Origin of the sequence: Lentzea sp. NPDC004782, from assembly GCF_040609115.1 — a bacterium.
Classification (GTDB): domain Bacteria; phylum Actinomycetota; class Actinomycetes; order Mycobacteriales; family Pseudonocardiaceae; genus Lentzea.
The window spans coordinates 30,790-48,913 of record NZ_JBEXJN010000011.1 but is presented as its reverse complement, the minus strand read 5'-3'; the positions used below and the strand labels follow the sequence as shown (position 1 = coordinate 48,913).

Annotated in this window: 13 protein-coding genes; all 13 read left to right on the top strand. The window is 73.6% G+C overall.

All coding sequences use genetic code 11. The annotated features are described in order from the left end of the window. Positions 1–4 precede the first annotated feature (4 nt). The 13 genes from ABZV40_RS12870 to ABZV40_RS12810 all read left to right on the top strand — a co-directional run bounded on the left by ABZV40_RS12870 (position 5) and on the right by ABZV40_RS12810 (position 18,116). Entirely contained in the window at positions 5–292 is a 288-nt protein-coding gene (locus tag ABZV40_RS12870; RefSeq protein WP_355439324.1) for a hypothetical protein, read from the top strand. 14 nt (positions 293–306) lie between these two features. Further along, on the top strand, positions 307–2,046 hold the full coding sequence (locus tag ABZV40_RS12865) for a hypothetical protein (RefSeq protein ID WP_355439322.1): 1,740 nt from the start codon (positions 307–309) through the stop codon (positions 2,044–2,046). Beyond that, positions 2,043–3,965, top strand: a complete 1,923-nt coding sequence (locus ABZV40_RS12860; RefSeq protein ID WP_355439319.1) for a hypothetical protein — start codon at positions 2,043–2,045, stop codon at positions 3,963–3,965. Before ABZV40_RS12865 ends, ABZV40_RS12860 begins: the two co-directional genes overlap by 4 nt. Then, positions 3,965–5,128: a hypothetical protein gene (locus ABZV40_RS12855; RefSeq protein WP_355439317.1), complete on the top strand. Its 1,164-nt coding sequence runs from the start codon at positions 3,965–3,967 to the stop codon at positions 5,126–5,128. The genes ABZV40_RS12860 and ABZV40_RS12855 overlap by 1 nt, the downstream gene beginning before the upstream one ends. After that, on the top strand, positions 5,128–5,616 hold the full coding sequence (locus tag ABZV40_RS12850; RefSeq protein WP_355439315.1) for a hypothetical protein: 489 nt from the start codon (positions 5,128–5,130) through the stop codon (positions 5,614–5,616). The genes ABZV40_RS12855 and ABZV40_RS12850 overlap by 1 nt, the downstream gene beginning before the upstream one ends. Then, a complete protein-coding gene (locus ABZV40_RS12845) occupies positions 5,616–6,197 on the top strand; it encodes a hypothetical protein (protein ID WP_355439312.1) in 582 nt (193 codons plus the stop codon). Before ABZV40_RS12850 ends, ABZV40_RS12845 begins: the two co-directional genes overlap by 1 nt. Beyond that, positions 6,194–9,013: an NACHT domain-containing protein gene (locus ABZV40_RS12840; RefSeq protein ID WP_355439309.1), complete on the top strand. Its 2,820-nt coding sequence runs from the start codon at positions 6,194–6,196 to the stop codon at positions 9,011–9,013. The genes ABZV40_RS12845 and ABZV40_RS12840 overlap by 4 nt, the downstream gene beginning before the upstream one ends. A gap of 100 nt (positions 9,014–9,113) precedes the next feature. Continuing rightward, positions 9,114–10,688 carry a serine/threonine-protein kinase gene (locus ABZV40_RS12835; protein WP_355439306.1) on the top strand — a complete coding sequence of 525 codons (1,575 nt, stop codon included), beginning with the start codon at positions 9,114–9,116 and terminating at the stop codon, positions 10,686–10,688. Then, positions 10,685–12,226, top strand: a complete 1,542-nt coding sequence (locus ABZV40_RS12830) for an SPFH domain-containing protein (RefSeq protein ID WP_355439302.1) — start codon at positions 10,685–10,687, stop codon at positions 12,224–12,226. The genes ABZV40_RS12835 and ABZV40_RS12830 overlap by 4 nt, the downstream gene beginning before the upstream one ends. Further along, entirely contained in the window at positions 12,213–13,757 is a 1,545-nt protein-coding gene (locus ABZV40_RS12825) for an Hsp70 family protein (protein WP_355439298.1), read from the top strand. The genes ABZV40_RS12830 and ABZV40_RS12825 overlap by 14 nt, the downstream gene beginning before the upstream one ends. 1 nt (position 13,758) lies before the next feature. After that, positions 13,759–16,227, top strand: coding sequence for a hypothetical protein (locus ABZV40_RS12820; protein ID WP_355439295.1), 2,469 nt, complete (start codon positions 13,759–13,761; stop codon positions 16,225–16,227). Positions 16,228–16,397: 170 nt separating this feature from the next. Continuing rightward, on the top strand, positions 16,398–17,045 hold the full coding sequence (locus tag ABZV40_RS12815; protein ID WP_355439292.1) for a hypothetical protein: 648 nt from the start codon (positions 16,398–16,400) through the stop codon (positions 17,043–17,045). A gap of 3 nt (positions 17,046–17,048) precedes the next feature. After that, a complete protein-coding gene (locus tag ABZV40_RS12810; protein ID WP_355439289.1) occupies positions 17,049–18,116 on the top strand; it encodes a hypothetical protein in 1,068 nt (355 codons plus the stop codon). Positions 18,117–18,124 lie beyond the last annotated feature (8 nt).

Genomic DNA, 18,124 nt, shown 5'->3' with positions numbered 1-18,124 from the left:
CGCCGTGCGCTACGAGGAGGTGCTGCCCGGTGCGTTGCGAGGTGCCGTGGAACGGGTGTACCCGCCGATGGACTTCGACGAGTCGATCAGGCACGTGATCGGCGACTGGGTGCTCACGGAGGAACCGACCGCGAGCCTGGCGCGCCGGGAGGCCGAACCGCACGTGCACACCTATCTGGAACGGGCGGCGGCGACCGGTGCCGCGCACGGCAGGGCGTTCAGCCGGAAGGTCCTGCTCCCGGTCACCGCGCTGCTGCTGGTGCTGTTCTTCGTCCTGCTGGCCCTGCTGTGAACGGAGACGAGCGGATGCCCCAGTCCCGCAACCTCAACCAGCTCAAGCGATGTCCGGCGTGCGACGACGACCTGGGCGTTCCGCCGACGCTCGCCGAGGACGGCAGCTGGCGGCGGCCGAGCCTGCTGCTGGAGGTCTGCGGCAGCGACCGCGGCGCGATGGAGTGGCGGCTGAGCTCGTTCGGCGGCGCCGTCGAGGCCAGCTCGAAGGGCTACCACGCGTCGCGGCCCGGCTGGGTCTACCGCATGTGCGGGGACGGCCACGTCTTCCTCGACCACATCAGGATGACCGGCGAGAGCGTCAGCACGGAGTGGACGGTCGACGACTTCGACGCCTCCGCCACGATCGGCGGAGTCGCGGCGGGCAAGAGCTACCTGATCCTGCGCACGCTGCACCAGCACCTGTCGGTCAACGGCCTGCGGAACCTGACGACGGCCGACCGGCCCATGCAGGTCGACAGCCACACCGCGGACTGGCTGGAGGACACCCCGCTGCAGGTGCTGCTGCAGGACTACCGCAACACCGAGGAGAAGGGCCTCCCGCTCGACCCGACCGTGCTGCGCACGACGGTGCCGTTCCACTTCCTGAGCGCCAACGTCTCCCCCGACCTCGTGCCCGCCGTGCTGGAGCTGCAGGAGAAGCTCGGCGGGCAGGGACATCTGGACCGGTCGACGTGGGGACGCCGGATCCGGCAGCCGATCCTGTGCCGGTACTCGATCGGCGGCAAGCGGGTGCTGGTCGCGATCGCCGACCTCGCGGGCGAGCAGTTCGCGAGGACGGCGCTGGAGGACGACCACCAGCAGCGGCTGCTGCGCAACTACGGCACGCTGACCTGGGTGATCGACCCGGCGATCGCGAAACCGTTCGCCACGTTCATCCCCGCGGACACCGCCGAGGACACGATCGCGGCCAGCGTGCGCCCGGACGAGAACGTGACCAACGACCTGCGCGGCGTGCTGCACCAGCGCAACTCGGTGCAACGCGAGGTCGCGCTCAAGCTCGCGCAGAGGACCGCCGCGCTCGCGGCCAACGTCGGTTCACGGCAGCACGTTCTGGTGTGCATCAGCAAGATGGACCTGGTCCACCTGGCGCTGCGGCGGGGCAAGAGGCTCGACGAGCTCGGCACGGAGGACGCGGTCGTCGAGGGCACCGCGCGCTACCTCGCCCACGTCGCGATCCGGTTCTCGGGGCCGGACCGCAGGCTCGTCGAGGAGGCGGCGCTGCGCTCGGTCATCGAGCCGATCGCCCGCACCCAGCACGAGCAGAAGCTGTTCGAGGCGACCGTGCGGCAGTTCGCCAAGGCGATCGTGGATCACCACAACCACCCCGACGCGTGGTGGAACCTGGTGCACGTCGGTGGTGGCGCGGTGATCCCGGTGCGCGAGGGCGAGCTCTCGTCGGTGCTGCCCGCGGGCCGGATCGTGCTGCCGTCGCTGGACGCGCACATCGCGGCCGCGCTCACCCCGCGCGCGTCGGCGGTGCTGCGCACGAGGGACCTGGTGATGTCCGCGCTGGGCTGCGGCATCGCGTTCGCGCTCGGGTTCGGGCAGCGCATCGAGTCGATGCTCGGCCACGAGTGGCGCGACCTCCGGTTCTTCCTGTGCTCCCCGCTGGAGCACGCGCCCGTCCGGGTCGCCGAGACGAGCGAGCTGATCGAGCCGCGGGACGCGAGCGCGGTCTTCCCCGATGTCGACGAGAGATCAGCGGCACTGTCCCAGTTGCTGCTCAGCCTTCTCCGGAGGATGCGGCCGTGACCGAACATGTCGTCGTCGAGTGGGGTGACAAGTCGGGTGGCGGCTTCGTGCCGTACACCGATCCGCGGCGGGGCGCACCGCCCCCGCGCGCGTTCGTGAAGGTGGCGCACGACCTTCAGGACGACGTCGTGCACCAGCCGCCCGACGACGCGCGCGACAACGACAGGTTCCCGGTGTGGGGGCTGCAACAGGTCGAGGTCGAGGACCACGGTCCGCAGTGGTGCTTCACCGTGCAGGGCAGGGGTGGCGCGTTCGGACGGGCGGGCAGCTGCCAGTTCCTGTTCGCGCCCGCCGCCGACAACCCCGCCGAGGTGTGGGCGTACGGCGCCAAGCTGGTGGGCGTGGACGGCAGGCTCGGGCTCGCCGCCCGTCCCGTGACGCTGCCCCCGGTGGCCGCGGAGTCACTCGTCGGCCCGCTCACGGCGCTGGCGCAACGCCGCAGGCGCATCGCGCTGACCGGTGATCCCACCGAGGTCGCCTCGGTGATCCTGCACCTGATCTCCGCGCTGCCGGACGCGGTCGTGGCCGAGCACATCTGGATGACGTTCCCGTTGAACATCCCGATCCTCGACCAGCGGCCGAGCGTCACGGGGCAGTGGCCGGCCGAGCAGTCGGACAACCTGAACGCCCGCCAGGTCGCGCGCTGGCTGGAACCCGATCCGGCCGAGGAGCCCGAGCCGCTGCCGCCGCGCGCGGACGAGGCGATCAGGTGGCTCGCGAGGACCGTCACGACGAGGCGCCTCGACGCGGGGTACCGCGCGCACCCGTCGGTGCGGGTGCTGCTGGAGACGATCATCGCCAGCGAGCTGGACATCACCGAGGCGGACATCGGCAGGCTGGTGCACGCGCACGACCGGCGGTTGCGCGACGGCCTCAACCCGGACCTGGTGCGCCGGTGGGCCGGTCAGCAACCGAACGCCGCGATCAGCGAACTGCTCCGGCTTCCCCCGTCCTGGCTGGAGGACGAGCTGCTGGAAGGCCTGCTCGAAGCGCAGCGGCACGCCGAACCGGGGCAGAACCCGGCGAAGTTCCCGCCGGCCAACGCCACCAGGGGGTGGCACGAGCGGCTCGCGAACCTCCTCCGCGCCCGCTGTCCCGAGCGGGACGGGCTGCTGCAGTTCGTGCGCGAACACGTGACCGCGCCGGGCAAGCCGCTCGGGACGCCAGAGCTCGTGCTGCAGCACCGGGTGTGGCTGGAACACCTCGGCGTCCCGCCCGGCGACCCGTCCGTCTTCGGCGTCCCGGTCAAGGAGATCGCGTCGGCGCTGGCGCGGTCCGGCCGGATCTCCGCCGCGCACCGGGACACTCTGCGCGCGGCACCCGACCAGATCGGCGCGTTGAAGAAGGTCGTGCAGCGCATGCCCGAGGTGACCGCCGACCACGCCGCGGTGCTGATGACGGTGCCGGACGAGGAGGACGGCATGCGCCAGGTGCTCGAGATCGTGCTGGAGCACAACCGCCACCGCGACGAGCGGGCCGCGACCTGGCTGGCCGAGGTCGTGCAGCGGGCCACGTCCGGCAGGGTCAAGAGGGCGGTGGTCACCGCCGGGGTCGGCCACCTCGGCAGGTTCCAGGCGGGACCGCTGCCCGCCGCGTTCCTGTCGTGCGTGCTGCAGCACTGGAGCGACGGCGAGGACGATCCGGCTTCCGCGCGGCTGCTGCGTGACGCGGCGTCCCGGCTGAAGCCGCCGGCTCCCGCGATCACGACGACGCACAGGTCCGATGCGGTGTCCCAGCACGACGTCGCCTGGCCGCCGGTCTGGATCGAGCCCGAGCGGGTTCCGGCCGCGACCACCGAACCGGAGACCGAGGACGCCGAAGCCCCGGCCTCGCCGTGGACGGTGGTGCTGTTCACGGTCGCGGCGGCCGTCGTGGTGCTCCTGCCCGTGATCTTCCTCCTCAGCCGGTTGGGGCAGTGATGGCGGAACAGCTGTCCGCGGCCGGGCGGATCACCGCGCTGACCGGCACCGCCATGTCCACAATGGACAGAATCGCCCGCGTCTCCCCCGCGCGCCGGCCGCCGCACCTGGCCCAGCTGGGCGGCGTGCTGGCGGTGGCGGCACGGCAGGCCGAGCGGATCGAGCTGAACCCGGCCGCCGCCGACCCCGACGCCGACCTGTGGCGGTTGCGCGAACCCGGTTACCTCCGGTCGATCTGCGAGCACCCGGTCACGCACCCGAACACCGTGCTGGTGCTGCTGCCCGTCGTGCTCACCTGGTCCGCGCTCGGCGTGGCGGAGTGGCGGTACGTGCGGTCGGGCGGCACCGGCGCGCGCCCGTCGTTCTTCGCGGACTGGCTGGCGCAGCCGTGGTACCTCGGCCCGGTGGTGCTGTCGCTGGTCATCGTCGTGACGGTGCTGTGGATCATGCTCAACCACCGCCGCACCTCGTCGTCGCAGCGCCGTGCCGACGCGATCGACCGGGTCGCGCACCAGCTGGAGGTGGACCTGCTGGAACCGCTGGCCGTCCTGCGGGCCCTGGTCGGGTCGTCGCCGGAGGAGCAGACGCGGCAGGCCGCCGCCACGCTGTCCGACGCCGCGCACCGGCTGGGCGAGGCGTCGTCCCGGCTGGCCGCCGCGTCGGCGGTCGTGGACCGGCTCGGCGCGGTGGCGCAGGAGCTCGTGGCGGCACTGCCCGACCTGGCGCGCCAGGTGCAGGCGTTCTCGGTCGTGCAGCAGCGGTTCGGTGAACAGGCGGCGCAGATCATCAGCGCGGTGGCGCCGTTGGAGAACGTCGTGGCGGACGTCGGTGCGGCCGGCGCGCTGGCCCGGGACGCCTCGGCGAGGTCCGGCGACGTCGTGCGGGAGGCCGCGGTGCAGCTGTCGGCGGCCAACGAGCTGTCGACGCGCAACACGGCGCACCGGGAGCTGCTGGACGAAGCCCAGAAACCGTTCTCCGCGGCGGCCGACTCGGTCGCGGGCGCGGCGGAGAGGTTCCAGGCCACCACGACCACGTTGCAGGAGATCACCGGCAAGCTGCGGGAGACGATCCGCGAGGTGAACTGGCTCGCGATGGTGTCCGACGGACTGCGTCACCCCGCCGAGCACCCGGACCGGCCGGTCGGGTCGGACCAGGTGGCGTGATGGCGCGCAGGCACCGTCCCGTCAGCACGCTCGGCGCCGTCGGCTGGCTCTTCGCGGAGCTGGCGCTGCTGCTGATGATCGTCGCGCTCGGGTCGGAGGAACGCCCGTCGGTGGCCGAGCCGGTGACGCCTTCTCCTCCGCCCACGACCACCTCGGCCGTTGCCCCCGAAGGACTTTCGCTGACCACCGAGTCGTTCATCATGCACGTCGACCCGACCGGTGCGGGCGTGGTGGACGAGTTCCGGCGCAACCTGGCCGCGAAGGTCGGTGCGGACGGGCGCGTCGGGCTGGTGCTGCTGTTCGGCCGGTCGCGCGACCCGTTCGCGCCGACGCAGGGAACGGTGGTGTCCCAGCAGCTCAAGGACCTGGTGGTACCCGCGGGCCTGCCGCAGCTGCGGACCATGAACGACATGCGCGCCTACCTCGGTTCCGACGGCGCGCCCGGCGACGTCAAGGTCGAGCTGTTCCTGCTCAACGGAGGCCGCTGATGTCGCGGCGCGGCCCGGACGCGGTCGTGGTGGACGGGTCCGGCGCCCACCGCGGCGAGGCGGTGCGCTCCGCCTTGGGCCGCAACGGAATGGTGGCCGTGCCCGGGTCCGCTTTGGACATCACCGCGCATCCCGGGGCGTGCGTGGTGCTGCTCATGCCCGCCGACTCGCTGCCGGACGACGGCCACCACGTGCTCTCGGCGGTGGCGGCGCTGCGCGACCGGCATCAGGCGCGGTTCGTGGTGGCGTGGCACGTGCCGCACCGGTCCCGGCTGCGGGTCGCCGCCACCGCCGGGAACAACGCCGCGTTGCTGCTCGGCACCAGCTGGCAGCGCGAGCTCGCGCGCCACGCCACGCCGTTCGACGCGGTGCGCTGCCGCGATCGGCAGGTGCGGGCGCTGATGTCGGCGCGCGCGATCGGCGGCAAGCCGGTCCGGCGGTTCTGCGACGACCTCGCCACGCTGGACCCGTTGGCGCTGCACGACATCACCGCCCAGGTGGCCGACCTCGGCGAGGAGACGCGGTTGTGCTGGCCGCCGCCGGAGTCGATCACCCACGCCGTGCGGTTGCGTGCCCGATGAGCGTGACGAACTCCTTCGAGGGACGCGCGGACGTGGTCGTGCAGGCGGGCAAGCTGATCTTCGGTGCGACCGGTGACGTCCCGGTGGGCGAGGCGGTGCGCTCGCTCGACCCGGTGTGCGCCGACGTGCTGCGCGACGGGTTCACCGGGCGGCGGTGGCTGATCGAGCAGATCGACGGGTTCCTGGCCTCGCGGCCGTGCGGTTACCTGTGGATCGAGGGCGACGCGGGCGTCGGGAAGACCGCGCTGGCCGCGCATCTCGTGCGGGAACGCGGCTGGCCGGGGCACTTCTCGCGGCTGACCCGCGGCGGCTCGGCCAGGGTCGCGCTGCGCAACCTGGCGGGCCGGCTGGCAGTGGCGCACGGTTTCGCGCCGGACGGGTTGCTGCCGGGACGGTGGTGCACGCCGGAGGGGTTCGAGACGCTGCTGGCCCAGCTCACACCGCCGGTCGTGCTGGTGGTGGACGGCGCCGACGAGGCGGAACGGGTGCCGGGCGCGCAGCCGTGGGGCCTGCCGAACGAGCTTCCCGCGGGCGTTTTCGTGGTGGGCACGTACCGGACCGGCAGTCCGCCCCCTCTTGGGCCGTCGGCCGTCGTGCTGCGGCTGGCGGCCGCGGACCCGCGCAACGTCGCCGACGTCGTGGCGCACGCGGCCCGCGTCCAGCCCGACCTGGCCGGCGTCGCCCGCTGTGGAGGCGTGTGGATCTACCTGCGGTACGTGCTGAACGAGATCCGCCAGGGCGTCCGCGCGGCGAGCGATCCGTTGCCCGCCAACCTGTCCCGCTACTACACCGGAGTCCTGGAGTCGTGGCCGGAGGAGATCCTGCCGCTCGTCTCGACGCTCGCGGTCGCCGGAGAACCGCTCAGCGCGCGGCAGCTGGCCGTGCTGTCCGATGTGGACTCGGCCGGGGAACACTGCCACCGGACCCTGCGGCCGTTCCTCAGCGCCGTCGACGGCCCGGACGGCCGCCAGTTCGCCTGGTACCACGCCAGTCTGCGGGAGTTCCTCACCGGCGTGCGCCCCGGCGAGGACGGTCAGGAGCAGGACTGGAAGTGGTGGGACGTGCTGAGCTCGGCCGCCACCGCCGCGCACGACCGCATCTGCTCCCACCACCTGACCTCCGCCCGGACCGACGGCTACGCGTTGCGGCACCTGGCACGTCACCTCGTGGCGGCGGGCCGCGAGGACGACCTGCACCGCCTGCTGCGCGAGCCCTCGTGGTTCGCCGCGCACGACCACGCCGACACGATCGACGACTACCTGTCCGACGTCGCCCTGGCCCGTGCCGTGTGCGCGCGGGAGACCGACCGCGCACTGGCCGCTCGGCAGCCGGCGCCGACCCTGTGCGACGAGGTGCGCTACGACCTGGTGGTGGCGTCGATCGTCAGCCGCACCAACGCGATCTCCGCCGAACTGGTGGCCGCCCTGGTCTCCGGCGGCGTGTGGACGCGGGCCCGTGCCGTCGCGCACGCACTGAGGTTGCCCACCGCCACCGCACGGGCACACGTGCTGGCCGTGCTCGGCGCAGCGGACCTGGCCCTCGCCGAAGCCGCTCGGATCGAGTCCGCGTACGCCCGCGCCGAGGTGCTGCTCAAGCTGATCCCGCTGGACCCCGGCCGCCGCCCGGACCTGGTGGCGAAGACGTTGCGCGCCACCGCCGACATCACCGGCGAACACCAGCGCGCCGGAGCCCTCGCGGACCTCGCGCCGTGGCTGACCGCCGACCAACGCCACACCGCGCTGACGCTGGCGCGGCACATCACCCAGCCGCACGCCCGAGCACGCGCGTTGACCGCCCTGGGCGATCACGCGGGCGCGTTGGCCGCGGTGCGCGCGATCAGCGGCGAGAAGGAACGGGCAGAAGCCCTGGCCGCGCTGGCATCTCACACTCCGGACCTGCCCGCCGCCCTGACCGTGGCCCACGCCATCACCGGCCCCCACCGCCTCATCGCGATCGCCGCACTGGCTTCCCGCCTCCCCGACCGCGACGAGGTCCTGGCAGACCTCCTCACCACCCCCGTCCCGGACCACCAGGCCGAGGTCTACACCGCCCTGGCCCGCCACCTGCCGGATGCGATCGCCCCAGCCCTGGCGGCCGTGACCGAAGACCCGAGCCGAGCCGAAGCCCTGGCCCCGCTGCTCACCGAGCCCCAGCTGACCGAAGCCCTCCGCACGGCCGGCCCGCAGACCCGAGCCCGCTGCCTCACCGCCCTGGCCCAGCGCCTGCCGGACCCGCGCCGGACCCTCCGGCGAGCGCACGAAGCGGCCAGGGAGATCACCGACGCGCACGACCGCGCGGAGGCGTTGACCCGCCTGGCTCCCCTGCTGCCCGCCGCACCACGACGACAGGCCCTGCTCGACGCGCTGGCCGCGGCGACCGCGGTGCCGCCGGAGAACCGGGATCTGCCGGCGGGACTGCGCTGGCCCGGCCCCACGAGAACCCACAGCTGGTCCGAGACCCTGGCCACCACGTCCGCCCGCCTGCGCACCGGGGACCCGCACGACCCCCGCTCCCGGTCGGCCGCGCTGAGCGACCGGATCCCGCACCTGTCCGCCACCGAGCTGCACGAAGCACTCGACGCGGCGCCCTACGGCGACCGGGACTTGTTGTGCGCGTTGGTGCTGCGGGCCGACGAGGTGGCGGGCGACGCGGAGTTCGTCGCGCTGCTGCGGCGGGTGCTGCGGGGCGGGATCAGCCGCGCCACGTGCACGGCGGTGCTGGCGGCGGCGTTGAGCAGGCTCGCTCAGGTGGCCGGCGAGGACGTCACCGACCGGATCGGGGACGCGCTGGCCGACGTGCACCGGTGGTGGCCGTGAGTGGCCAATTGGTGGACAGAAGCTCCGCACGGCCGCCGGTTCGGGGCCGTACGGCCTACGCTGCCCCCACCGATCGGCTCCGGCCGGAAGAGGGTGACGGATGAGCCTCGGGCCCGATGATCCGCGCCGGCTGGGGCCGTACCGGGTGCTCGGCCGCCTCGGCGCGGGTGGCATGGGCGCGGTGTACCGGGCCACGTGGCCGGACACGGACCGCGTGGTCGCGATCAAGGTGATCAACCCCGCGTACTCGGCGATCGCGAAGTACCGCGCACGGTTCACCCGCGAGTTCCGGACCACCACGGCGATCAGGTCCCCGTACGTCCCGCGGGTGCTGGACGCGGACCTGGAGTCCGAGCAGATGTACGTGGTGACCGAGCTGGTCGACGGGAAGAGCCTCGCGGACGTCGACCGGCTGCCCGGCGACCTCCTGCCGGCACTGGCGGAGGACACCGCGCTGGCGTTGCGGGACATCCACGAACGCGGCATCGTGCACCGGGATCTCAAGCCCTCCAACGTGATGATGACCGGCGAACGCGCGATGGTGATCGACTTCGGGATCGCCGCGGACCTCTCCGACCTCATCCGGCTGACCACCACCGACCACGTCGTCGGCACGCTGCCCTACCTCGCCCCCGAGCTGATGGACCCGCACGCGGCAGCACAGCCCTCGCCCGCGTCGGACGTGTTCTCGTGGGGCTGCCTGATCTACTACGCCGCCACCGGCCGTCCCGCCTTCCCCGGCGTGGGCAGCACTCTCACCCAGCCCGCCCCGAGCCTCGAGGACGTGCCGGGAACCGTCCGCGAGCTGGTGGCACGAGCCCTGGACAAACGGCCGGAACACCGCCCGTCCGTGCAGGACGTGCTGGACGATCTCGCCACCATCGGCGCGGAAGTCGTGCTGTGCGGCGGACACGGGCGCGGGTACACCGCGCGGCTGCGGGCCTGCCTGGTCGACGCGGGACTGTCCGTGCGCACGTCGGCCGACCCGGATTCCCTGGCGGACGCGGCGGTTCTGGTCGCGGTCGTGTCCGAACGGCCGGACCCGGCGGTGCGGGACATGCGGCTCGCGGCCCGGCAGCGCGGCGTCGAGGTGCTCCCGGTGCTGGTCGGCGCCCGCACCGAACCGGGCGCGTTCCTCGACGCCCGCACCGGCGCCCTGCCGACCCCTGCGCAGCTGCGGGCGCTGCGCGAACGCGCGGCCAGGAAACCCGTCAGCACCAACGACTTCACCGACCCGGCGGTGGCCGGGATCGCCGCCGCCCTCGCCGGCGGCGATCTGGTGCTGGCGGACCGGCGCACCACGGCGGCGCTGCTGGCCGCGGCGGGTTGCGCGGACCTCGGCTGGGCGGGGCCGGACGAGGTCGCGTCCATCGGCGGGCAACTGTTGCGCGACTGCGCGCGCGTGTGGCACGACGGCACGGACGGCAAGCACGGTTTCCTGGCCCAGCGCGGTCTCCTGGCGGACCGCACCGGGACCGAGGTGGCCGACCTCGCGGAGCTGTTCGGCTGGGGCGACCCGCAGGCCATTCCCGCCGACTACGCGAGCTGGGTCGCGGGCGCCGGGGCCGCGTTCTTCCCGACCCTGCGCCACGACCGGGCCACCGGTTCGTGGTTCGACACCTGGAACGTCACCGTTTCCGCGGTGTACCGGCGAATCCGGAGCGAACTCCCATGATCGAAGGCTTAGTGATCTTCATCGTGCTGGCCGCGCTGTTCATCGGCCCGGGCGTGCTGGTGCTGCGCAGGATGCGTCACCTCTCGTTGCACCGGTTCGCCGTGGTCACCCGCAAGTGGGTGTTGCCGCAACCGAACATGACGCGGGAGAAGTACGTGCTGAGCACCATGCGCGTCCTGCGGGGCGGGCAGATGCTCCCGTTGTGGCCGTGGCTGTACGACGTCATCGAGTACGACTACATCAGCATCCCGGTCGGCACCATCGGCCTGGTCAAGGCCAGGGTGGGCAACAGCGTGCCGGCGAGCCGCGACCTGGCCGCGTACGTCGAGTGCGACAGCTTCCAGAACGTCGCGGCCTTCCTCCAGGGCGGCGAGAAGGGCATGCAGCTGCAGGTCCTGCGGGGCGGCGAGGAGTACGCCATCGACCCCGAGCTGTTCGAGGTGTACACAGTGGACAAGCTGCCCAGCGGGTTTCCGGTGTGCGCGAAGGACCTGGAGCTGCTGCCGGTCGACAGCGAGGACGTCGGGGTCGTCATCGTCACCGACGCGCCCGCCCCGGACGACCCGAACGTTCCCGCGCCCTCGGTGCCGGGTCACGACAACTTCCAGCTGCCGTGGGTGTTCCTGGCGGGCGGCGGCCGCAGCGGCCTGCAGACCGACATCCTGCCGGGCGGGTCGAAGTACGCGATCAACCCGTTGTTCGCCAGGGTCGTGCACATCCCGGTCCGCGAACTCACCCTGACGTGGGGCGAGAAGTCCGGCAACGAGGACCGCTACGACAACGAGCTCGGCCCGCTGCGGGTGACCATCCAGGGCTTCGAGCTGGAGGTCGACCTGAGCCAGACGCTGTCCATCCCACCGCAGGCCGCGCCGTACCTGGTCAAGCGGTTCGGCGAGGAGGCGGAGGGCGACATCGGCGGCCGCAAGTCCGCGGCCGTCAAGCGGTTCGTCGGCCGGGTGCTCGGCGAGAAGGTCAAGGGCTACTTCACCGAACGCACGAGCGGTGGCGAGATCGACAAGTTCATCCACCAGCTCGCCGACGTGCGCGGCAAGCTGAAGATCCAGATCACGCAGGCGCTGGCCGAGCTCAGGGTCGACGCCCGCGAGACGACGATCGGCGCGATCCGGTTCGCCTCCGACGAGCTCAACCAGGAGTACCGCAAGTACGTGCAGCGCCAGCAGCAGTTCCGCCAGCTCGAACAGGAGCTGGTCAACCAGCACGTGATCAACGACATCCAGCGCAAGCAGCTGGAGGTGCGCCGGGAGGAGCTCGTCGCCCACGAGCAGGCGCTGTCCGACCTGTACGGGCTGGACCGCCGTGCACTCGAACGGCTGCAGGCGATCCTGGGCAGCGCGAACCAGCCCACCGTGATCGTCAACGGCGGCACCGCGAGCGCGGTTCCCGTCGCACCGCGCCGGCCGGCGGAGCGGATCGCGGTGCCCGCCTACGACCCCACGGCGGAGCTCGAGGTGTTCGACATCAGTCCCGGCGTGCTGCCGCCCTCGGACGGAGGAACGGAGTCCGGTGACGCGAACTGAGCCGGCCAGGCCGGTGCTGGGCATCGACCTCGGCACGACCTACACGTGCGTGGCCACGATCCGCGGGCAGGGCGCGGTCGTGCTGCCCAACGCCGACGGCGAACCGACCACGCCGTCGGTGGTCTACTTCGCCGAGGACGGCACGGCGCTGGTCGGCAGCGCGGCCGCGGCCCGCCGCGACCGGGAGCCCGGCCGGGTCGTGTCGCTGATCAAACGCGAGATGGGCAGGTCGGACGTCACCGTGGACGCGGCCGGGCGCCGCTACCACCCGCAGCAGGTGTCGGCGGTGATCCTGATCAAGGTCGTCCAGGACGCGTTGCGGCACCTCGGTTCCCCGGTGCCGGAGAGCGGGCCGGTGGCCGACGCGGTCGTCGCCGTCCCCGCCTACTTCGGCGCGGCCGAGCGCCGGGCCACCGCCCAGGCCGCCGCGCTGGCCCGGCTCAACCTGCTCGACCTGGTCAGCGAACCCGTCGCGGCGGCCGTCGCGCACGGGCTGCACCACGGCGGCGCACGCACGGCGATGGTGTACGACCTCGGCGGCGGCACGTTCGACGTGACCGTCATCCGGGTCGAGGAGGGCGTGCCCGCCAAGGTGGTGGCCATCGCGGGCGACCACCGGCTGGGCGGTGCGGACTGGGACCGGCGGCTCACCGCGCTGGTGCTGTCGCGGGCGAGCTCCGCGGTGCGCGGTGACCCGATGGCGATGGGCGGGCTGACGCGGCAGGTGGAGCAGCTCAAGATCGCGCTCACCGGCGCCGACCGGCACACCGCGCTGGTCCCGGGCCCGGACGGCGCGACGCATCCCGTGACGGTGACCCGTGAGGAGTACGAGGAGGCCACGGCGGACCTGCTCGACCGGACCGTCGAGCTGACCCGCGACGCGCTCGAACTGGCCAGGCGCGGCGGTGTCGAGAAGATCGACGACCTGCTGCTGTCCGGTGGCATGTCCCGCGGTCCGGCCGTGGCGCGCACGCTCGCCGAGCAGCTGCCCGAGCTGCCGGCCGCGCGGCTGGCCCACGACGCCGACCACACCGTCGCCAAAGGCGCGGCCCGGCTGGCGAGAAGTGCGCTGGGACAGGACTCCGCCGATGAGGTCGACACCGTGACCGCGAAGGGGTACGGGGTGGCGGTGGTGCGCGACGCCGACCGCCCGTCCCTCGGTCACGGGGTGCTGTGGCTGATCCCGCCCGGCGCCGACGTCCCGGTCGTGCGGCACCACGAGGTGTGCACGATCCGGGACGGCCAGCGCCGCATGGCCATCCGGGTGTACGAGTCGGCCACCGGGTTCGTGCTCGGCGAGCTGGCCGACGACCCGGCGGACCACACCGCCCTGGTCGACGGCGAGATCACCGGGCTGCCCGCCGGCGTGCCGAAGGGCGAGCCGGTGGAGATCGAGTTCGAGCTCGGCGGCGACGGTGTCCTGCACGTGCACGTCCGCGCGCGAGACGCGAGCCTGCGGCTGGAGGCGAAGGTGGCCGGGGCGATGACCGAGGACGAGATGAGCGCTCCCCTGCCGGGAATCCGCCGCTGACATGGCCTCCTACACCGACGACGTGCTGGTGCCGGTGCAGACCGGGTGGTCGCCGCACCGCAACTACTTCCGCGTGTACCGGCTCTCCCCGTACGCCACGCAGTCCGAAGTGGACAGTGCGCTCGACGGGCAGCCGGCGCGGTGGGGCACGGCCGAGTCGCGCCAGTACGCCGTGGCCTGCGAACGCCTGCACGCCTCCCACGCCACGGCCGTCGCGGTGCTCCGCGACCCGGTGAGCCGCGCCCGGCACCGCGAGGCGGTCGAGCACGAGCACGAGGTGCTGGTCGAGGTGGTGCGCCACCGCCTGCACGGCGCACCCGCGATGACGCCGCAGGAGGTCGCCGCGCTCGTGCGCTCCGCCGGGGACCGGTGGAGCAGACCGGACGTCCTGGCCGCGCTGGAAGCCGTCGGCGCCGCCGTGCGCGAGCCCGTCGCACTGCCGTGGCCGGTCCCGCCCAAGCGGTGGGCGACGATGCGCGAGCATCTGGCCGACCTCGCGCAGATCTCGTTGTGGGAGTATCTGTCGCTGACGCCCGAACTGTCCGGAGTGGACACCACGGCGACCGAGGTGGAGCTGCGGCGGCAACGGCTGCGGGTCGTGGCCCGCAACCAGGCGGCCGACGCCGAACGGGGTGTGCTGGCGCTCGTGCGCCCGTGGACGGCCGAGCCGGGTGGTCTGGCCGCCGCACTCGCGTACGAGCTGATGACCGACCTGACCGCGGCCGCCGTGTGCGGCTACCCGGCCGTGCGGGAAGTGGCCGAGCCGCAACGGTGTGCGGCGGCGGGACTGACCGCCGCTCCCGAGGACATCGCGTACGCGGCGTGGGTCTCGCGCGACGAGACGTCGTGGGCGGAGGCGTACTTCGCCGCGCTCGCGGAACACCGGCTGACCGACGCGCTGACCGTGCTGGACTCGCGCCCGCTGCCCGAGCCGTGGACCCGCGTCCGCGACGAGCTGCGGGCGAAGACCGACCGGTTGCGGACCGCGCTGGCGGACGCCCGCGCTGCCGAGGCGCACGCACCGGAAGAAGCCGCGGCCGGTTACCTCGCGATCGGCCGGGAGCTCGCGGACCCGGCCGTCACCGAGGGCCTGCTGCGGTGCCCGGCCGCCGCGCCCGCGACCGCGGACGCCGCCGTGGACGGCACCGAGGTCGTCGTCAGCTGGTCGCCGTCCGCGTCGACCGCGGGCCGCATCGGCTACCGCGTCTGCCGCGGCACCACCGTGCTCGCGGAGGAGACGACCGCGCCGCCGCTCGTCGACCGGGAGGCCCCGGTCGGGCAGCTCTCGGTCTACCGCGTCACGACGCTGCGCGAGGGCTCACCAGGTGGAACCACGGCGGCGCAAGCGATTGCGGTGCTGCCGGAGGTGACCGGCCTGCGGCTGGCCACCGAGCCGGGCGTCGTGCTGGGCCGGTGGCGGCTGCCTGCGGGGGCGGTGCGGGCGGTGGTCCGGCGCGCCGGTGCGGACGCCGAGATCGCCGCGAGCGAGACGGGCTTCACCGACACACAGGTGGAGCCCGGCGCCACGGCCACCTATCGCGTCCAGGTCGAGTACCCCGAGGCGCGCAGCCACGGCATCGAGATCGCCGCGGTGTGCCTCGGCGAACCCGAGATGGTCACCGACCTGGACGCCGTGGCCAACGGTGACGTCGTCGACCTGTCGTGGACACCGGCCGCCGGGGACGAGGTCGGCATCCGGGTGCTCACCCGTCCCGAGGCGGCACCCGCGGGCGTCGTCCGGCTCGACCAGACCGAGCCGGCGGGCCCGCTCGTCGCCACCAGCCGGACCGGGCGGGCGAGGGTGGCCGCCGCCGACCTGGCCGGGGCCCGCACCTTGGTCCCGGTGACGACGTCCGGGGCGTTCGCCGCGATCGGCCGTCCCGCGGTCGTGCGGGTCCCGCCCGAGCAGGTCACCGGTCTGCAGGCGGTCCGGCTCGGCGCCGGAGTCCAGCTCTCGTGGCACTGGCCGGCCTGGAGCCGTGCCGTGCAGGTCGTCTGGCGGCACGGCACCCCGCCCACCGGCCCTGACGATCCGGCGGCCCACCGGTTGCGCGTCACGAGAACCGCCTACCTGACCAGAGGCCTGCGCGTGACGGCCGCCGAACCGGGCGAGCACTGGTTCGGGGTCTGCACCGCCGACGACGACCAGTTCGGTCCACTTGCGACAGTCGAGTCGCCCTGCCCGGTCCAGCTCCGCTACCACCTGCGCGGACGGGCACGCACCCGCGAGGTGCTGGTGGAGTGCGCGGCACCCCTGCCCGACGTCGTCGTCCTCGCGCAGTCGGCCCGCCGCCCGCTGACCCCGGACGACGGCATCGTGCTGGTGACGTTGCCGGGAGGGCAGCACACCGGCCGAGCCGAGTTCACCGTGCCCGCCACCCTGCGCGGCCCGGTCCACCTGCGCGCGTTCGCGCTGGACGACTCGACGTGGGTGTGCCATCCCGACCCCCGCGACCTGGTCGTGCGGTGATCTGCCCGCACTGCCACCGGCGCTGCGCCGGCGGCGACCTGCTGATGCAGTGCGGACCGCTGTGCCCGGCGAGTCCGCCGCCCTTCCCCGCGAAAGCACTGCGGCACAACAGATGCCCGCACGGCCGTCTCCCGCGGCCCCGGCGTCTCTGCCCGGCCTGCGCACAGAGGGTGCCGCGCGAGTACGCCGAGGGCCCCAGCCACACGATCCTCGTCACGGGCACGCCCCGGTCCGGCAAGAGCACGTGGCTCGCGGAGCTCCTCCACCAGCTGTCCACCGGCGAAGTCGCCCACACCGTCCCGGGCCTGTCGACACGCCTGCTCGGCGACCACGCGTCCCCGGTGCTGATCAGCCTGCGCCGCGCGAACGCCACCCCGGTGGTTCTGGCCCTGCACGAACTGTCCACAGAGGACCTCCCGCCCACGGCAGCGGGCGTGGTGCATCTGGTCGACCCGGCCCACCTGCCCGGCGTGCGCACCCTGTTCGGCTGGAGCGCGGAACCACCACCCGTCACCCCGGCCTGGCCACCCCGCCTTCCGGTGGCGGTGGCGCTGAGCAAGCTGGACCTGGTGCAGGACGCGGTCGAGCACGGCTCACCGCTGCGCCGCCCCAGCCCGCACGCCCACGCCTACGTGGAACCGGACGGCCTGGACGTGCACCACGAGGTGACGGCGTGGCTGGCCCGCTGGGGCGGCGCTGCTCTCCCGCCCCGGCACCGCTGCTTCGCGCTGTCGGCCAGGTCCGCGGGCTACCGGGTGGCGGACCCGTTGCTGTGGCTGCTGACCACGTTCGGCGCGTACGGCGTGGCCGGGAGCTAGCCCGTGGCCACCCTCCTCGTCCTCGTCTTCCTCGCACCGCCGGCTTTGCTGCTGTTCGCGGTGACGTCCCTGGCGAGCACGCTCATCGGGCTGGCCGCCGCGGCACGCACCCTGACCCGTCCGGCGCCGGTGCACCCCGGCCCGGGCCTCGATCCCGCCTACCTGACCGGCTCGGCCCCGCGCGCGGCCTGGCACCGGGGCCGCACCGCGGTGCGCGCGGCCCACGACCGGCTCGTGGCGCTCCCCGACCCGTCGTCGCGCGACTCGCTCTTCGCCCGCCTCTGGCGCCGCCAGTCGACCGTCGTCGACGACGGCGCTCTGATCGTGTTCCCCGCGAGCCTGGCCGGTGGTTACGCCCTGGGCTTCGCCACGGCGACCCTGCTGATCGCCACCACCACGGCCGCGCACGCACTTCTGGCCACCCTGACCGTCCGCGCCGCAGCCCGCGCACTGCGCTGGTTCGACACCGCCCAGTCCGTCCCGGTCGAGTGCGCCACGTGCCGCCGCCTGCACCACCCGGCGTTCCGCTGCCCGTGCGGCCGGCTCCACCGCGACCTGACCCCGGGCCCCCAGGGCGTCCTGCGCCGAACCTGCCTGTGCGGGCACCGCCTTCCCACCCTGCTGCGCACCGGCAAACGCGCCCTGCCCGCCCTCTGCGGTCACTGCCACGCCCCGCTGCCACTCCTCCCCGCCGCGCACTTCCCGGTGATCGGCGACAGGTCGGCGTTCGCGCAGGCCTTTCCGTTGGCAGACGAGCAGGTCCACCTGGAGGACTGGCCGTTCGCCGGCCAGGCCGACGGTCTGATCCTCGTCGTGGACCGGTCCCGCGCGAACCCGAAAGCCGTCCTGGACTCCGCGATCGACGTCCTCACCGAAACGTGCGGAACCGCCATCCCGCTCGCCGTCGTCCTCATCGACCCGCCGGGCCGCCAGTGGCTGCTCGACCACGGCCACATCGACCTGGTGAACACCGCGGACAACCACTTCACCCGCGTCCGCTACTTCGTCGCCGACGACCCGTTGTCGCCCGTCCGCTGGCTGCTGGCCCCAGCGGAAACGGACCAGCAGTAGCGCACTTG

Excerpts from the sequence above, each read along its gene's own strand:
- ABZV40_RS12865 (WP_355439322.1), top strand. The coding sequence starts at position 307 with ATGCCCCAGTCCCGCAACCTCAACCAGCTCAAGCGATGTCCGGCGTGC.
- ABZV40_RS12855 (WP_355439317.1), top strand. The coding sequence starts at position 3,965 with ATGGCGGAACAGCTGTCCGCGGCCGGGCGGATCACCGCGCTGACCGGC.
- ABZV40_RS12850 (WP_355439315.1), top strand. The coding sequence starts at position 5,128 with ATGGCGCGCAGGCACCGTCCCGTCAGCACGCTCGGCGCCGTCGGCTGG.
- ABZV40_RS12845 (WP_355439312.1), top strand. The coding sequence starts at position 5,616 with ATGTCGCGGCGCGGCCCGGACGCGGTCGTGGTGGACGGGTCCGGCGCC.
- ABZV40_RS12840 (WP_355439309.1), top strand. The coding sequence starts at position 6,194 with ATGAGCGTGACGAACTCCTTCGAGGGACGCGCGGACGTGGTCGTGCAG.
- ABZV40_RS12835 (WP_355439306.1), top strand. The coding sequence starts at position 9,114 with ATGAGCCTCGGGCCCGATGATCCGCGCCGGCTGGGGCCGTACCGGGTG.
- ABZV40_RS12830 (WP_355439302.1), top strand. The coding sequence starts at position 10,685 with ATGATCGAAGGCTTAGTGATCTTCATCGTGCTGGCCGCGCTGTTCATC.
- ABZV40_RS12820 (WP_355439295.1), top strand. The coding sequence starts at position 13,759 with ATGGCCTCCTACACCGACGACGTGCTGGTGCCGGTGCAGACCGGGTGG.